Below are 13,724 nucleotides of genomic sequence, written 5' to 3' on the forward strand. Positions count from 1 at the left end.
AACGGTAGGAGACTATGGATTAAGGAACGGATTAAAGATCAGCGGAATCAGACAAGTCTTCTGGGCTGGCGGCGGGCGGCTCGGTGGGCTGGCGGCGCTGGGTTGCCTCGGCGATCGCCCCCTGAGCCTGTTCCGAAAGCTGCTGTGCTTTGTCCTGCGCCTGGGCTGTGAGATTAGCCACAGACTCTTTGGCTCTTTCCCCCGTTACTTGCACCTGGGTCGTCGCGTCGGCTAGTCTCTCTTTGGCCTGGGCTGCGGCATTTTCAGCCGTTTGCTGAAGCTGTCCGGCTTTATCCGAAAGGGTTTCCTTTGCCTTTTCAGTCGTTTGCTGAAGCTGCTCAGCTTTCTCTGCAAGGGTGGCTTTGGTTTGCTCGGTTAGCGACTGGGCGCTGCTTTGCACCTGCCCGACCAACCCCGTCAGTTTTTGCTTGAGGTTGCTGACATCTGCCTTGGTTTGAGAATAATCTTTCTTGAGGAACTCCCGCGCCTGCTGCACTTTCTGCACCACGCCGGGGCTTTCCAACTCCGCCGCCTCGACCGAAGACACGGTACACACCAAACGGCGATCGCTCACACCGATCACGCCCGCCGGGTGCAGCCGATATAGCCCGCTCGTCAGCCCGCCCCAGTCGTCGGTTGTAAATAGATAATCCAGCACGCGCCCGCTCGTCGGGTCAAGGCGATAATCCACCACCAGCCCGGCGCGACTGCCGCCGTCCGTCCAGACCTCATCTCCCAGCACAAACACAACCGTATCGGGCTTGGTCGCTTCTGGGCCAATGTGGGCCTTGAGAATGACCCCTTCAGAGCCGATGCTAGCGATTTGCAGCCAATTATAGGCATGGCGCTTGATCCCTAATGCCCCCGCTGTGCATTCCAATCCCACAATTTGATGCGCTTTGGGATCAAGCCAGAGCCGACTGACGCGCCCGACTTCCTCCGCCGTATCGGGCTTGATGACAACTTTGCCGATCACCTCACTTTGCAACATGACCGGATTTGCCGCAGCAGTGGAATCAGTAGTCATAAAGGAATGGGGGGGTAGAGGTTTAAAGAGGCAGGAAAATGGGGGTTGCAGGCGAGTCGGAATGGGAAACGGTTGTTTAGCCTAATTTTCAGCCTTCACGCCAAATCCTGACCGCCTACGTCCCTCTATACGCCCTTCTAAAGGATAGATGCTGTTTTTTGATTCCTGGGCATTCTAAACAAATAATTTCGTCTGATTGCTTTGTAATTTTTTTGATAATTTCCGTCTAACAGTTTCCGAATTGACAGCGATCGCCCAGTTTTACAGAGATCCCTTGCCAGGACTGGCTCAGTCTGCCGCTGGGACTGTTTTCTGAATTTATGGATAACCTGTTCATGATATCGAGCGATTTCCCGACAGATTGCCCAGCAGCATCTCCTTTACCGGAGGTACTGCCTCAGGGCTTTTTGATTCCCCGATTGCGCGAGACCAACATTCAGGTGCTTAGCTCAGAGTCTACGCTGGAGGAACTGCCGCTGCACGACTTTCAGGCAGACTATGAGCAGACGGGCTTGCAAGTTGCAGCGGTGTTTGAGCAGCATCCAGCGCTGCCGGGAGTCGTGCTGTGGGATGCAGCGCGGTTTGTGGGAATGCTGTCACGTCAGCGCTTGCTGGAATACCTGCTGCGTCCGCATGGAACAGAGTTGTTTCTCAGTCGCCCACTGAAGGTATTGCATAGCTATGCTTGCCAGCCGCCGCTGGTGTTGCCGGGTCATACGCCGATTTTGGCAGCGGCGCAGCAGGTCTTACGGCGATCGCCCGACCAGTTCAACGAACCAATCGTAGTGCAGGCAGACGGGGCCTATTATCTGCTCAGCCCCCACGAGCTAAATCGGGCCCACTGGCAGATTCGCGGCATCGAAACCCAGGTGCGCTATGAGCGAACCCAGGTGCAACTGATTCAGAGCGAAAAAATGGCCGGGCTGGGGCGACTGGTGGACGGCGTGGCCCATGAAATTCTTGATCCGGTAGGCTTTATCTGGGGAAACCTCAGCCATGTGTCGAGCTATGCTGCCGACCTGTTGGATCTGGTCGCCGCCTACGAAGCCAGCCTGCCGTCGGTGCCGCCTGCGGTGCAACAGCTTCAGCACGCTATCGAGCTAGAGTATGTGAAACGCGACTTGCCCCAGGCGATCGCCAGCATTCGCGCCGGGGCCGAGCGGCTCAAGAACCTGGCCACCAGCCTGCAAAACTTTTGCCATGTCGATGAAGTCTATCCCAAGCCCGCCAACCTGCATGAGTGCCTTGACAGCATTGTCTTGCTGCTGAAAAGCCGCCTGACTGGAGAAATTGACATCGTGTGTGAGTATGGACACCTGCCGCCCGTGCCCTGCTTTATTGGGCAACTGAGTCAGGTGTTTATGAATATCCTGATCAACGCGGTTGAGGCCCTGCTAGACTCGGCTACCTACCAAAGTTGGGTTGAGGGGATGGGCGATCGCCCCACCCACGCTGCGGCCGGTTCTCTCCGCAAACCCCAGATCGTCATCACTACAGCTATCCAGGGACTGTCAGACCCATCACCCAGCGGCGGGACATCGGCCAACCCATCGGGGGCGATCGCTCCAGCCGACTCAGAACCTTTCAAAACAACCACCAAAACCGCTCAGTTTCCCCCAGGCTCAACAGCGCGAAACGAACGTCGCTGGGTGTCTGTTCGCATTACTGACAACGGGCCAGGACTTTCGCCCGAAACCCAGCAGCGTATTCTAGAGTCGTTCACCGTCGAGCGCCGTGCCGCCAAGGAAACCAGTCTCTCGGTCAGCTATCAGATTGTCACCGCCAAACACGGCGGTCAGTTTCGCCTTAAATCGCCTGCGCTTTTTCCTACCGATGCGCCCGCTGGCATCGGCACCGAATTTGAGATTCTTTTGCCACTCTTTTAGAGTCTGTCGTTGAAATCTCATCCCTCACCTCTCACCCCTACCCCTCCCTGGAATCCAAGTGCGATCGCCGGGCCTCTTGTTCGACCAGCATTTTGGCAATGCCCTGAAGGTTTTGCGCGGCAAATTGGAAGTAGGTGGCGGCTTTGGTATCGGCTCCGAGTTCTAGGAAATAAACGGCGTGTTCCAGCGCCGCTTGGGCGATCGCATACTGTCGCGTAATCGGTGATTGCATAACGTTCATGGTTAGTCACATAGGTCACAACAGAGGTCGGCGCTGCAAAGTTGTGAAGTACCGCACAGCGCTGACTCTACTCGCGACTACAGCCCAGAATTGACCAGAAGCTGCGATCGCCACAGCCCTGCCCGACACACAAACGCGCAATATTGCCGAATTAACGCCCGCTGGCTGGAGGGCGGCAGCCGCCGGGCTGTGTCGTATCGGGCGATCGCCCAAGCAATGACATCGGCAGCATCAATGGGCACTCCCGCCTCGATTAGCCTGCGCCAATAGGTGGGCTTGATTTCGCGAGTCAAATTGCGTCGAGGTAGGGCTGGCCGAGTCTCATTCATAGCTGGAACACTCTCTGGATTAGCTGTGACTACTATCTCCTGTTTCACGCTCCAGCCGGGTGATTCCACAAAACCAGGGGGGTGATAATTCTCTAAGAATCGGGTGACTGCCAGGGCCCCTGCGTTGTGATGGGCCGTCCCAGGACATGTGACGAGCATCACCGGGATTGGGCAGGTAGAACTCGCCGTCCGGAGTAGACCGCGAAGCGCCTGAACTTTCGCCTTCGTTACAAAACTTGACCCGTCACAACACTTGAGCGGAACCACTTTAGGATTTCGGGCACACAGGTTAAAATAGAACAAGCGAACTAAATTCAGGCTTGATTTGATTTTTTGAGTTCTAAGTTTGAGTTCTAAGTTTGAGTTCTAAGTTTGAGTTCTATGTTTTGATTCCTGTACTGTCCGTAGCGATCTCTGCGCCGCCATAGCCACCCCCTCCGTCCTCTCACCCTCCCACAGCCATGAGCTTCTTCCAGCGAATTCAAGACGTGTTTGGTTTGGGCGAACCCTACGACGATGCCGAGTACGAAGATCTGGGATACGCCGCTGAAGACGAGTCCTACGGCTATGCCAATGCCTACCCCGAGCAAGTTCCGCCCCCGTCGCCCGCCCCTCGCCGCCGTAGGGGTGCTGCACCCAATAGCGTCCCCAATAATGTCGTAGGCCTGCCCCGTGCTGCTGGGCATCAGCCCGAAGTGGTCTTGATGGAGCCGCGCTCCTTTGAAGAAATTCCCCAAGCGGTGCGGGCGCTGCGAGAGCGCAAGTCCGTCATTCTGAATTTAGGGCTAATGGAGCCAGACCAGGCCCAGCGGGCGGCCGACTATGTGGCGGGTGGAGCCTATGCAGTGGATGGACACCAGGAGCGGCTGGGCGACCACATTTTCCTATTCACTCCCAGCTTTGTGCAGATCAGCAGCTTTACCTCGATGGGCCGGGGCGATCTGCCGCTGGGCAACTTGAGCTATCCCCCCGCTCCGACCCCAAAGGGGCCGCCCACCTCGCCGCCACCCTGGCCCGGCAATGCGTTCTGATCGCCGCCTGATTGCCGCTTCTGAACGTCGAACGTCTGCCTTGGACGAGCGATCGCCCATCCGCCCCCTACCGAGAGTAAGTTCTAAAGCAACGTTTCCAAATCATCAAACACCTTTTCTCCTTCGCGGCTCCACTGGCTGAGCCACTTCATCACCTCTAGCGGTAGGGGCGATCGCGCACGCTGGGCGCTGTCAATGCACACATGCTTGGTAAAGGCGCGGGCAACGCAGGTTTCCTGGATTTCGGGAATTTCCTTGCCCACTCGCTCCACCGTAAACACTTCGTACTCGATCTCAAACTCGCTGTCCTTCAGCTTTTTGGGCGTGACGTAAATCTTCTGCTCGTCCCCACAAAAAGACGGCCGCATAAAATCTACCGTGGCGTGGGTGATGGGAATCGCAATACGCGGGTAGCAAAAAAAGGCATTGAGATTAATCCCTGAGGCGGCGAGGGAGGCTTCATAGGCTTCGTGGCACATGGCCAGCACGTTGGCAAAATACACAACGCCGGCCGCGTCGGTGTCTTGAAAGCGGACAGTGCGAGAGTAAGTGAAGGGCATACCCAAATAACGGCTCAATGACAGCTCTGTACTTGATGAGAATCCTATCAACTCTTTTGCCCATCTTTTGCACCACGCGACTCATGAAATCGCCAAGGAATCGCTAAAGTCTTGCGGCGCGTTGTGCCAGATTTAGCAATCTAAAATCACCAATCTCATCATTATGGTGGGTAAGGGGATTGTTCTGGCGATCGCCCCTGCAAACACGCCGCAAACTTTGGAATTGCTTAAGGTGCATGGGCATTGCTTGTGTTCTGTACAACTGACGCAAATCCGTCCTCTGGACTATCTCTAGAGGAGATGGTAGCGCGCTGGGTGGTAGCGCTGTTTTTTGCATTTGGCAGCATTGTGGGGGGTTGGGTTAGCGTTCCGGGAGTCTTCGGATAGCCTGCACTGCACGATTTTTATTCACCTTTCGCCAATATCCTCCTCATGTCACAGAATTTTGGTTTTTGGGCAAACCGTTTTGCTTCGGCTGGACTGGCTGCATCAGGTCTTTTGCTTGTGCTGCTAGGAATGATGCCTGCTGGCATGGCCGCGCCCAATACGGTTGGGCGGGATGTTCAGCCAGATGTAGCGGATTTGCAAGCTGTAAACCCGGAACCTGCAACGCTCATCCGGATAGACGGGGCCCGCGATCTGCTGCCGCTGAATCGGGCGCTAAAGCAGCAGCTTGAGGCAGAATCACCCAGCCTCAGGGTGGAGGTGCAGGCCAATGGAACTGAGGCGGGGCTGGCGGCGCTGAAGCGAGGCGAGGTCGATTTGGTGGCACTGGAGCGATCGCTCACGCCAGACGAACTCGCTCAGGGCTTCAAAGCATTGTGGCTGGATCAAGCGCAAATTGCAGTCATTGTGGGTGAGGATAATCCCTTCAAGGGACATTTGACGGTGCCGCAGTTCGAGCAAATCCTGCGCGGAGAGATTACCAACTGGACGCAGGTGGGCGGGCCCGATCGCCCGATTCGCCTAATCGATCGCCCGGCCACTAGCGAAACACGGGCGGTTTTGCAGCAATATGGATTGGTGCCGCCAGGTGTACCGCCAGCAGCAGTGAACCGAGTGCTGCTGAAAACTGATGACACGGCTGAGGTCATTGCCAAGTTGGGGAAAGATGGGATTGGCTATGCGATCGCCGACCAGTTGACCCAGCAGACCAAAGCCCGCGTGGTAAAGCTAGCGGTTTCCCAAGCAGTCTTGCCGACAGATGCGCGGTATCCGCTGGAGCAGGTGGGGGCGATCGCCTATCGACCCGGTTCTCCCGCATCAGCCGTGGTGCAAAACCTGACCTCATCGCCCGATGGACAGGCGCTGCTGAGCGAGGCAAAGCGAGCGATCGCGCTGGATGCAGGCAGCCGCAAAACCGTGGCGATCGCCCCTGGCGAGGTGGTTCCTGGTGGGCGTGGCATTGGCTCTTTGCTGAAGTGGGTGCTGCTGCCGCTGCTGGTGCTGGGCGGGTTGCTGACGCTGGTGCAAACGGTTCTGGCGCGACAGGCTCGGCAGCGAAATCGAGCGTTGTCTGCGGCGGAACAGGCCGGGTCGTTCGGGCGATCGCCAGACTTTGCCCCAACTCGCCCAGCAGCGACGGTTGCCAAAACCATGACCAATAGCGCCCAAGTTCGCATCCCAAACAACACAGCCTGGACTTCCGTAGCGGACGCAGGGGTGATTGAAGATAGTCCAGACGTTGAACAAGAAACCGAAGCAGCAGAGGAACAGATTGATGATATCGACATCATTCCACAGATCGATGCTGAGCAGAACAGCATCGATTCCGAAGCTGGTACAGCAGAATTTCCAGAATCAGAATTAAATCTCGAACTTGAGAATGAATCACTCCTAGAATCAAATGCTGATGTGACAGTGACAGATGTTGACACGGATGTTGACACGGTTGATGCCAAAGCAAGTGATGCTGAAGTGATTGATGAGGTGGAGGATAAACCAGAACCAGAATCTGAAGCCGTCATCGAGCCGGACGCAGAAGAGTTAGACGTAGAACTCCTCACAGAAAATACGCCGCTAGCAGAGGGCGATCGCGCTTCGTTGACAACTGAACAGGAACGTATAGAGGAACATGAAAATGAGCCTAATACGCCTATAGATGAACCCACAGGTGAATTCACATCAGAGGAAGTTCAAACTGCTCTGGTGACCGGACTAGCGCTTTCACGAGCATTGACCGGCGAACCCAAGCAAGTGTCTTCAATCGTAGAAACGCTTCGGTCCGAAAAGCAAACATTGGAACTGGAACTCGAGGCGCTGCGATCGCGCTTGCAGGATGCTGACACTCGGCAAATTGAGCTAGAGGCAGCGTTGGAAACTGCACGCGCAGAACAGTCCGAGCGCACGGCTGACCTAGACGAACTGCGCCAAGCGCTGGCAGGCGTTACCCAGGAAAAGGAAAGCTACTGGCAGGCGCTGAGCGGCTTTTATGCCGCCTTTGTGGGCGAATCGCTGAACCCTGGAGAGCGAGTCGATTTCGCCCAGCTTCGCCCCCAAATTGAGCTTCGTCAGGCAGATCTGGCGGCATTGCACGATCAGCTTGAAACAAGCCAGCGCGAACGAGAGGCGATCGCCGCTGATTTGGAAGCCGCAAGCGCAGAGCTACGCCAGGTGAACGCCGAGCGGAACGAACTGACGAATCAGATTGTCTTGCTTCAGCGAGAGCTAGAAGCACAGCGAAGTTCGGAAACGGCTGCTGAAGAAGAAACACAGAATCTTCGAGTTTTGTTGCAGGCAGCGCAAGCAGAGAAGACGGATCTAGACGCGCAGCTAGATGATCTGCGATCGCAGTTTGAACGCATTCAAGCTGAAAAGAATGACGTAGAGGGAGAACTGATATCGCTGCGATCGCGGCTCACGGAACTGGAAGGCTTGGAGTCAGAACTGCGAACGGAACTGGAAACCGCGCGATCGCAGGCTGCAAACGCTGAAGCAGTCATTTCTGAAACGGAAAACACTTTGTCAGCATTGCGCCTAGAGCTTGACGCTGAGAAGGCAACCCGAAGCGAGTTGGACGCAGAAGTGACGCTGCTGCGGGCCAGCGTAGCCGAAGCCACTCGCGTTCGGGCAGAGGAAGAGGCAGCGCGGGCAGAACTGTTGTTGCAAACCGAGGCGCTGGCAACCGAGCGGGATGCGCTTGGGGATGAGCTTGCGACCTTCCGCACTCGTGTAGAAGACCTTCAGAAAGAACTGGAGGCTGCACAAGCTGCCCATGCAGCGGAGCTTGTGACCCTGAGGGCCGAGTTGGATGCGTTCGTTAAGGAACAAACGGCCGCCCAGCAAGCCGCAGCTGCAGACCTAGAAGACCTGCAAGCCCGGTTAAACCATCTCATAGAGGAACGTGACGCGCTGGATTTAGAACTGGCCACAGTTCGCACTCAGCTTTCGGATGCCACTGCCGCAGGCGAAGCAGGGGCGCGAGAGTTAACGGAATTGCGAACTCAATTAGAGGCGATCGCCGCTGAGCGAGAAGCCGTAGTCTTACAACTTGCAACGCTGCAAACTCAGTTTGACGAAATAGTTGAGGAGCGGGAGGCACTGACGGCAGACCTAGCGAATCTCAACACCCAGGTAGCAGACAAAACGGCTGCACAGGAAACGCTAGAATCCGAACCGGCAGCCCTGCGAACGCAGTTGGGCAACATCACGAAAGAACGCAATGAGTTTGTAACTCAGCTTGATGAGTTGCGGGCCCATCTTGATGAGATTGCTGAACAGCGCTCTGCGTTTGAAGCTGAGCTGACTACACTACGTCCCCAGATGCAGAATCTAACCGCTGAACGGGATGCATTTGAGGCAGAAATTGCACCGCTTCGGGTGCAGCTAGACGCAATGACTCAAGAGCGCGATCGCCGTGAAGCTGAGCTATCTACACTGCGCTCTCAGATAAACGACATCACCCTGGAGAAGGATGCGTTTGAGGCAGAGAGCGCGATGCTTCGCGCACGACTGGATGAACTTGAGCATGAACGCAATACCTTTGAAGCAGATTTAACCGCGCTACAAGTTCAGTTCGATGAATTTGAAAGCGGACGAGAGGCGCTGGAATCAGAATTGAGCATACTGCGGACTCAGTTGAAAGCGGTTCAGGATGATGCGATAGGTGTAAAGGCTTCTCTCGAGTCAGAACTGGGAACGCTGCGAGAGCAATTAGTTCAAGTGACAAATGAACGAAACCAGTTTGAGACTGAGTTAGCCTCTACACAAAAACAGCAGGAAGATATTGCCCAGGAACATGAGCAAGAACGTCTGGCGCTACAGAAACGGATTGATGCCTTGCAAGAGCAGATTGCGACGGTGAGCGGCGATCGCACAACGATTGAAACAGAACTGGTCGCTCTCCGCGCTCGGCTAGAGGATACCGAGGTGGAATGGCGATCGCGCGTCCAGACGCTTGAAGCCGAGTCCGAAACGCTTCGACAAGCGCAGGCAGAAACCCAGGCTCAGCGAGAAGCGCTTCAGGCAGAACGAGACACTCTTGTGGCGGAGCTTGCCGAGGTGCGGTTGCAGTTAGAATCGCTGCCGCTGGCGCTGACGGCGGAGGCTGGTGAAACAGGAGCGAGTGCGGTAGGGGCGATCGCCCCTACGGACTCAGACACGTCTGGCATCGAGACTGAATCGCAGGGTCGCGAAATTGTCCAAGCAACAGGGCTGATTACTGACGCTCGGCGCGATCCGTTGCGCGATATCAGCGGCATCGGCCCGATTTACGAACAAAAGCTATTTAATGCGGGCATCTACACGTTTGCGGATCTGGCGGCGCTAACTCCAGAGCAGGTGCAAGCTATCATTCGCCCTGCGGCCTGGCAGCAGATTTTTCCCGCCCTATGGATTCAGGAAGCCGCTCGGCTGGCTCAAGGAGTAGACGTTCCCGCAGGCATCGACCATGACCCGCTGCGCGATATTAACGGCATCGGCCCAGTGTATGAGCAGAAGCTATTTGACGGCGGTATCTTTACCTTTACGGATTTGGCTGCTGCAACACCGGAGCAGTTGCGAACCTTGATTCAGCCGGAAAGCTGGCAGCGATTTGATCCGGAAGCGTGGATTGCCGAAGCGCAGGTGATTAGTGGGCGATCGCCCTCTCCCATTCCCGCTGAGATTCCCCGCGATCCGCTGCTGGATATCAACGGCATTGGCCCGGTATATGAGCAAAAGCTGTTTGCGGCCGGAATCACCACCTTTGCCGATCTGGCCGCCGCCACGCCGGAACGACTGCGAGAGATCCTCCAGCCGGAGCGATGGCAACGGTTTACGCCAGATGCCTGGATTGCCGAAGCAGCAGCACTCGCAGCGCGATCGCCCGAATCGCATCCCGACCGTGATCCGCTGTATGAAATTAACGGGATTGGCCCGGTTTATGAGCAAAAGCTGTTTGCCGCCGGAATCACCACGTTTGCAGCCTTGGCGGAAACCACCGAGGCACAGATTTTAGAAATCATTCAGCCCGCATCCTGGCAGCGTATTTTCCCGAACTTGTGGATTGAAGAGGCGCGAGAGCGATCGCACCAGTCAATCCAACCCCAGCCCGACCAAACAGCGTCTACTGAATCCACTGAAACTCCTGCTGAAGCCTCCGCTACTGAAACGCCTGCCCAAATAGAACCGCCAGCCGCCAGCCCAATTGCAAAGCCGCCTAGCAGTCCTCCACCCAAGTCCACGCCATCTCGGAAAAAGCCGCCCAGCAAGCGAGGCAAGCGCCGCTAAAACACGGGCGATCGCCCACGTTGGTTGTAGGGGTTCGTCACGTTTCTGCAATTGCCAAAGCAAACGGCACAGAATACGAGTTAAACCTCCCGATACGCTGCCCCGATGAATCTATCGGGGGCCCTGTAGCTGTATTGAGCCTGAATTACGGGCAAGTGTGCATGGTTCGCCGCTGCTGGAGTGCCGAGAGGGGGCTGTGACTTGAGGATTGGGGCGATCGCCTTGGCCCAAAACCTGACGCGGGCGACTCACGAGACACGAGAGTGTAGGCACATCAATGGTTTGTAGGCACATCAATGGTTTAAGGATTGACGACTGGGAAGCAGCAGGATCAATAAAAAAGAACAAAAAAAGACACGGTCTTTCGTTTGGAAAAACCGTGTGCTGGATTGGTGAAGTGAAACCGATTCGGAATGAAATCTGGAGGCTAGTGCGAACTTAAGGAAACTGCGTCAGGATATAGAGCAGCGCAAACAAGATGATCCAAATGATGTCTACAAAGTGCCAGTAGATTTCTGCCATCTCTACGCCCGTGTGCTTGTGGTCAGAATAGTGACCCGCACGGCGCGATCGCCACAGCACGCCTAAAATCAGCACCAGCCCAATGAAGACGTGCAGCCCGTGAAAGCCCGTCATCAGGTAAAAGCAATTGGCAAAGATATTTGTTTTGAGTCCATAGCCCAGCGTCGCATATTCGTAGGCCTGCCCAGCCAGGAAGACTGCGCCCATCAGCGCTGTGACGATGTACCACTTCCGCAGGCCGTTCACGTCGTTTTTCTTGATGGCGACATCGCCCAGGTGAATCACAAAGCTGCTCGACACCAGAATGATCGTATTGATCGTCGGCAGCAGCAGTTCTACCTCGGTTCCTTCCGGCGGCCAGTGGCTTGCGGCCCCGCGCACCATCAAGTAGGCGGCAAAAAAACCGCCAAACATTAGCGATTCGGAAATCAGGAACGTCAGCAGCCCCCAAACGCGCAAATCGGGATGCGCGTGGTCGTGGGCCTGAGCCTCGGCGGTAATTTCGGGGGCGATCGCCGTTCCGGTGGGTGCAGTTGCGTCAGTCATGGTTGGGTATTTGTCGGGAGTTCAGGTCAGTTGGGCAGGAAGAGGGAAGAGGGAAGAGGGAAGAACGAAGAGGGAAGAACGAAGAGGGAAGAACGAAGAGGGAAGAGGTCTCATTTTTCGTTTTTCGTTTTTCATTTTTCGTTTTTCGTTTTTTGTTTTTCGTTTTTCGTTCTTCCCTCTTCCCCATCACTCTACCGCCAGCGCTTCCTCCGCCATCCCATACTCATACGGGCCGTGCGTCACTACAGGCAGCACTTCCCAGTTTTCGATGATCGGCGGCGAGGCGGTCGTCCATTCCAGCGTCAGCGCATTCCAGGGGTTGTCGCTGGCTTTGGGGCCGCGCATCCAGCTCCACACCGCGTTGATGATGAAGGGGATCAGCGAAGCCGCCAGCATGAATGCGCCAAAGGTGCAGAGCTGGTTTAGGGCAGTAAACTGCGGGTCATACATGGCGACGCGGCGCGGCATTCCGTGCGCTCCCAGCGAGTGCATCGGCAAAAAGGTAAGGTTTGCCCCGATGAAGGTCATCACGAAATGCACCTGACCCAGTTGCTCGTTCATCATGCGGCCCGTCATTTTGGGGAACCAGTGATAAATCGCGGCATACAGCCCAAACACCGACCCACCAAACAGCACGTAGTGGAAGTGCGCCACGATGTAATACGTATCGTGAACGTGGATGTCGAACGGCGCAGCGCCCAGCGTGATGCCGCTGAGTCCGCCCAGCACGAACATGCCCAGCAGACCAATCGCAAACAGCATCGCCGTCGTGAAGCGGATCTTGCCGCCCCACAGCGTTGCCACCCAGCTAAAGATCTTGACCCCGGTGGGGACGGCCACAATCAGCGTGGAAATCGTGAAAAATAGGCGCATCCAGGGCGGCGTGCCGCTGGTGAACATATGGTGTACCCAGACAAACAGACCCACCAGGCAAATGGCCAGACTGGAATAGGCGATCGCCTTATAGCCAAAAATCGGCTTGCGGGCATAGACCGGGATAATTTCCGACATCATGCCGAAAATCGGCAAAATCATCAGATACACCGCCGGATGCGAATAGAACCAGAACAAATGCTGGTAAATGATGATATTTCCGCCCGCATCTGGCTTGTAAAATGACGTGCCAAAGTTGATATCAAACAGCAGCAGGATCAGGCCCGCCGCCAGCACAGGGGTAGACACCAGCGCCAGCGCCGAAGTCGCCAAGATTGCCCAGCAAAACAGCGGCAGCTTGTCCCACGTCATACTCGGAACCCGCATCATGATGATGGTGACGATGAAGTTCACCGCGCCCAGGATCGAGGATGTGCCCACCAGCACGATCGCCATAATCCACATCGACTGGGCGATCGGAGCGGTGATTTCGCTCAGCGGTGGGTAGGAAGTCCACCCGGCCTGCGCCCCGCCAAAAAAGAAACTGCCCAGCAATAGCAAGCCAGCGGGCGGGTTGAGCCAGAAGGCGATCGCATTCAGGTTGGGAAACGCCATGTCTCGTGCGCCGATCATCAGGGGAATTAGGTAGTTGCCAAAGCCCCCGATCGCCGCAGGCACGATCCACAGAAAGATCATGATCGTGCCGTGGTTGGTCAGCAGCGCGTTATACAGGCTTGGATCGACAAAATCGGGATCGGGCGTGGCTAGCTCCATCCTCATGCCCACGGCCATCAGCCCGCCGATGAGATAAAACACAAACGCCGTCACTAGGTATTGAATGCCAATCACCTTGTGATCGATGTTGTAGCCGAAGTAGTGATACCACTTCCAGGCTTTGTGAACCTGGGGGTGGTCATGGTCTGCAACAAGCGCTGCGTCGTCGAGTGGAACTTGTGCTTGAGTCATACGCAGAGGGAATATACCAGTTTTTTATCAAGAT

The 13,724-nt window shown here is 55.9% G+C and carries 10 protein-coding genes; 4 read left to right on the forward strand and 6 right to left on the reverse strand.

Annotation, left to right across the window (positions count from 1 at the left end):
- Positions 1 to 31: 31 nt before the first annotated feature.
- The gene (locus tag O77CONTIG1_RS19880) at positions 32 to 1,027 is read right to left on the reverse strand and encodes a PRC-barrel domain-containing protein (protein ID WP_068514272.1); all 996 of its coding nucleotides are present in this window, start codon (positions 1,025 to 1,027) and stop codon (positions 32 to 34) included.
- 335 nt (positions 1,028 to 1,362) lie between these two features.
- Between O77CONTIG1_RS19880 and O77CONTIG1_RS19885 the strand changes: the two genes are divergently transcribed.
- Positions 1,363 to 2,913, forward strand: coding sequence for a sensor histidine kinase (locus tag O77CONTIG1_RS19885; RefSeq protein ID WP_084783069.1), 1,551 nt, complete (start codon positions 1,363 to 1,365; stop codon positions 2,911 to 2,913).
- A gap of 37 nt (positions 2,914 to 2,950) precedes the next feature.
- On the opposite strand, the gene O77CONTIG1_RS19890 is transcribed toward O77CONTIG1_RS19885, so the two are convergent.
- Both O77CONTIG1_RS19890 and O77CONTIG1_RS19895 read right to left on the reverse strand, forming a co-directional pair.
- Complete coding sequence (locus O77CONTIG1_RS19890; RefSeq protein WP_068514275.1) at positions 2,951 to 3,154, reverse strand: hypothetical protein; 204 nt, start codon at positions 3,152 to 3,154, stop codon at positions 2,951 to 2,953.
- Positions 3,155 to 3,231: 77 nt separating this feature from the next.
- Positions 3,232 to 3,483, reverse strand: coding sequence for a hypothetical protein (locus tag O77CONTIG1_RS19895; protein ID WP_068514278.1), 252 nt, complete (start codon positions 3,481 to 3,483; stop codon positions 3,232 to 3,234).
- A gap of 461 nt (positions 3,484 to 3,944) precedes the next feature.
- On the opposite strand from O77CONTIG1_RS19895, the gene O77CONTIG1_RS19900 reads away from it, so the two are divergent.
- Complete coding sequence (locus O77CONTIG1_RS19900) at positions 3,945 to 4,514, forward strand: cell division protein SepF (RefSeq protein WP_068514282.1); 570 nt, start codon at positions 3,945 to 3,947, stop codon at positions 4,512 to 4,514.
- Between the two features lie 83 nt (positions 4,515 to 4,597).
- On the opposite strand, the gene O77CONTIG1_RS19905 is transcribed toward O77CONTIG1_RS19900, so the two are convergent.
- Complete coding sequence (locus O77CONTIG1_RS19905; RefSeq protein ID WP_068514286.1) at positions 4,598 to 5,074, reverse strand: acyl-CoA thioesterase; 477 nt, start codon at positions 5,072 to 5,074, stop codon at positions 4,598 to 4,600.
- Positions 5,075 to 5,237: 163 nt separating this feature from the next.
- Here O77CONTIG1_RS19905 and O77CONTIG1_RS27220 point away from each other — a divergent pair, with 163 nt between their 5' ends.
- Together O77CONTIG1_RS27220 and O77CONTIG1_RS19910 are read left to right on the forward strand one after the other, a co-directional pair.
- Positions 5,238 to 5,369: a hypothetical protein gene (locus tag O77CONTIG1_RS27220; RefSeq protein WP_286132425.1), complete on the forward strand. Its 132-nt coding sequence runs from the start codon at positions 5,238 to 5,240 to the stop codon at positions 5,367 to 5,369.
- Positions 5,370 to 5,506: 137 nt separating this feature from the next.
- Complete coding sequence (locus tag O77CONTIG1_RS19910) at positions 5,507 to 10,783, forward strand: helix-hairpin-helix domain-containing protein (protein ID WP_068514288.1); 5,277 nt, start codon at positions 5,507 to 5,509, stop codon at positions 10,781 to 10,783.
- A gap of 438 nt (positions 10,784 to 11,221) precedes the next feature.
- Here the strand turns inward: O77CONTIG1_RS19910 and O77CONTIG1_RS19915 are convergent, their stop codons facing one another.
- Together O77CONTIG1_RS19915 and ctaD are read right to left on the reverse strand one after the other, a co-directional pair.
- The gene (locus tag O77CONTIG1_RS19915; RefSeq protein WP_068514291.1) at positions 11,222 to 11,851 is read right to left on the reverse strand and encodes a heme-copper oxidase subunit III; all 630 of its coding nucleotides are present in this window, start codon (positions 11,849 to 11,851) and stop codon (positions 11,222 to 11,224) included.
- 186 nt (positions 11,852 to 12,037) lie between these two features.
- Positions 12,038 to 13,690: a cytochrome c oxidase subunit I gene (gene ctaD, locus O77CONTIG1_RS19920; RefSeq protein ID WP_068514294.1), complete on the reverse strand. Its 1,653-nt coding sequence runs from the start codon at positions 13,688 to 13,690 to the stop codon at positions 12,038 to 12,040.
- Between the last annotated feature and the right edge of the window lie 34 nt (positions 13,691 to 13,724).

The sequence above is a fragment of the Leptolyngbya sp. O-77 genome, assembly GCF_001548395.1.
Classification (GTDB): domain Bacteria; phylum Cyanobacteriota; class Cyanobacteriia; order Elainellales; family Elainellaceae; genus Thermoleptolyngbya.

Bases quoted from the DNA above. Each gene is read 5' to 3' on its own strand.
- O77CONTIG1_RS19910 (WP_068514288.1), top strand. From the start codon at position 5,507: ATGTCACAGAATTTTGGTTTTTGGGCAAACCGTTTTGCTTCGGCTGGA.
- O77CONTIG1_RS19915 (WP_068514291.1), bottom strand. From the start codon at position 11,851: ATGACTGACGCAACTGCACCCACCGGAACGGCGATCGCCCCCGAAATT.
- O77CONTIG1_RS19890 (WP_068514275.1), bottom strand. From the start codon at position 3,154: ATGAACGTTATGCAATCACCGATTACGCGACAGTATGCGATCGCCCAA.
- O77CONTIG1_RS19900 (WP_068514282.1), top strand. From the start codon at position 3,945: ATGAGCTTCTTCCAGCGAATTCAAGACGTGTTTGGTTTGGGCGAACCC.
- O77CONTIG1_RS19880 (WP_068514272.1), bottom strand. From the start codon at position 1,027: ATGACTACTGATTCCACTGCTGCGGCAAATCCGGTCATGTTGCAAAGT.
- O77CONTIG1_RS19905 (WP_068514286.1), bottom strand. From the start codon at position 5,074: ATGCCCTTCACTTACTCTCGCACTGTCCGCTTTCAAGACACCGACGCG.
- ctaD (WP_068514294.1), bottom strand. From the start codon at position 13,690: ATGACTCAAGCACAAGTTCCACTCGACGACGCAGCGCTTGTTGCAGAC.
- O77CONTIG1_RS27220 (WP_286132425.1), top strand. From the start codon at position 5,238: ATGGTGGGTAAGGGGATTGTTCTGGCGATCGCCCCTGCAAACACGCCG.
- O77CONTIG1_RS19895 (WP_068514278.1), bottom strand. From the start codon at position 3,483: ATGAATGAGACTCGGCCAGCCCTACCTCGACGCAATTTGACTCGCGAA.
- O77CONTIG1_RS19885 (WP_084783069.1), top strand. From the start codon at position 1,363: ATGATATCGAGCGATTTCCCGACAGATTGCCCAGCAGCATCTCCTTTA.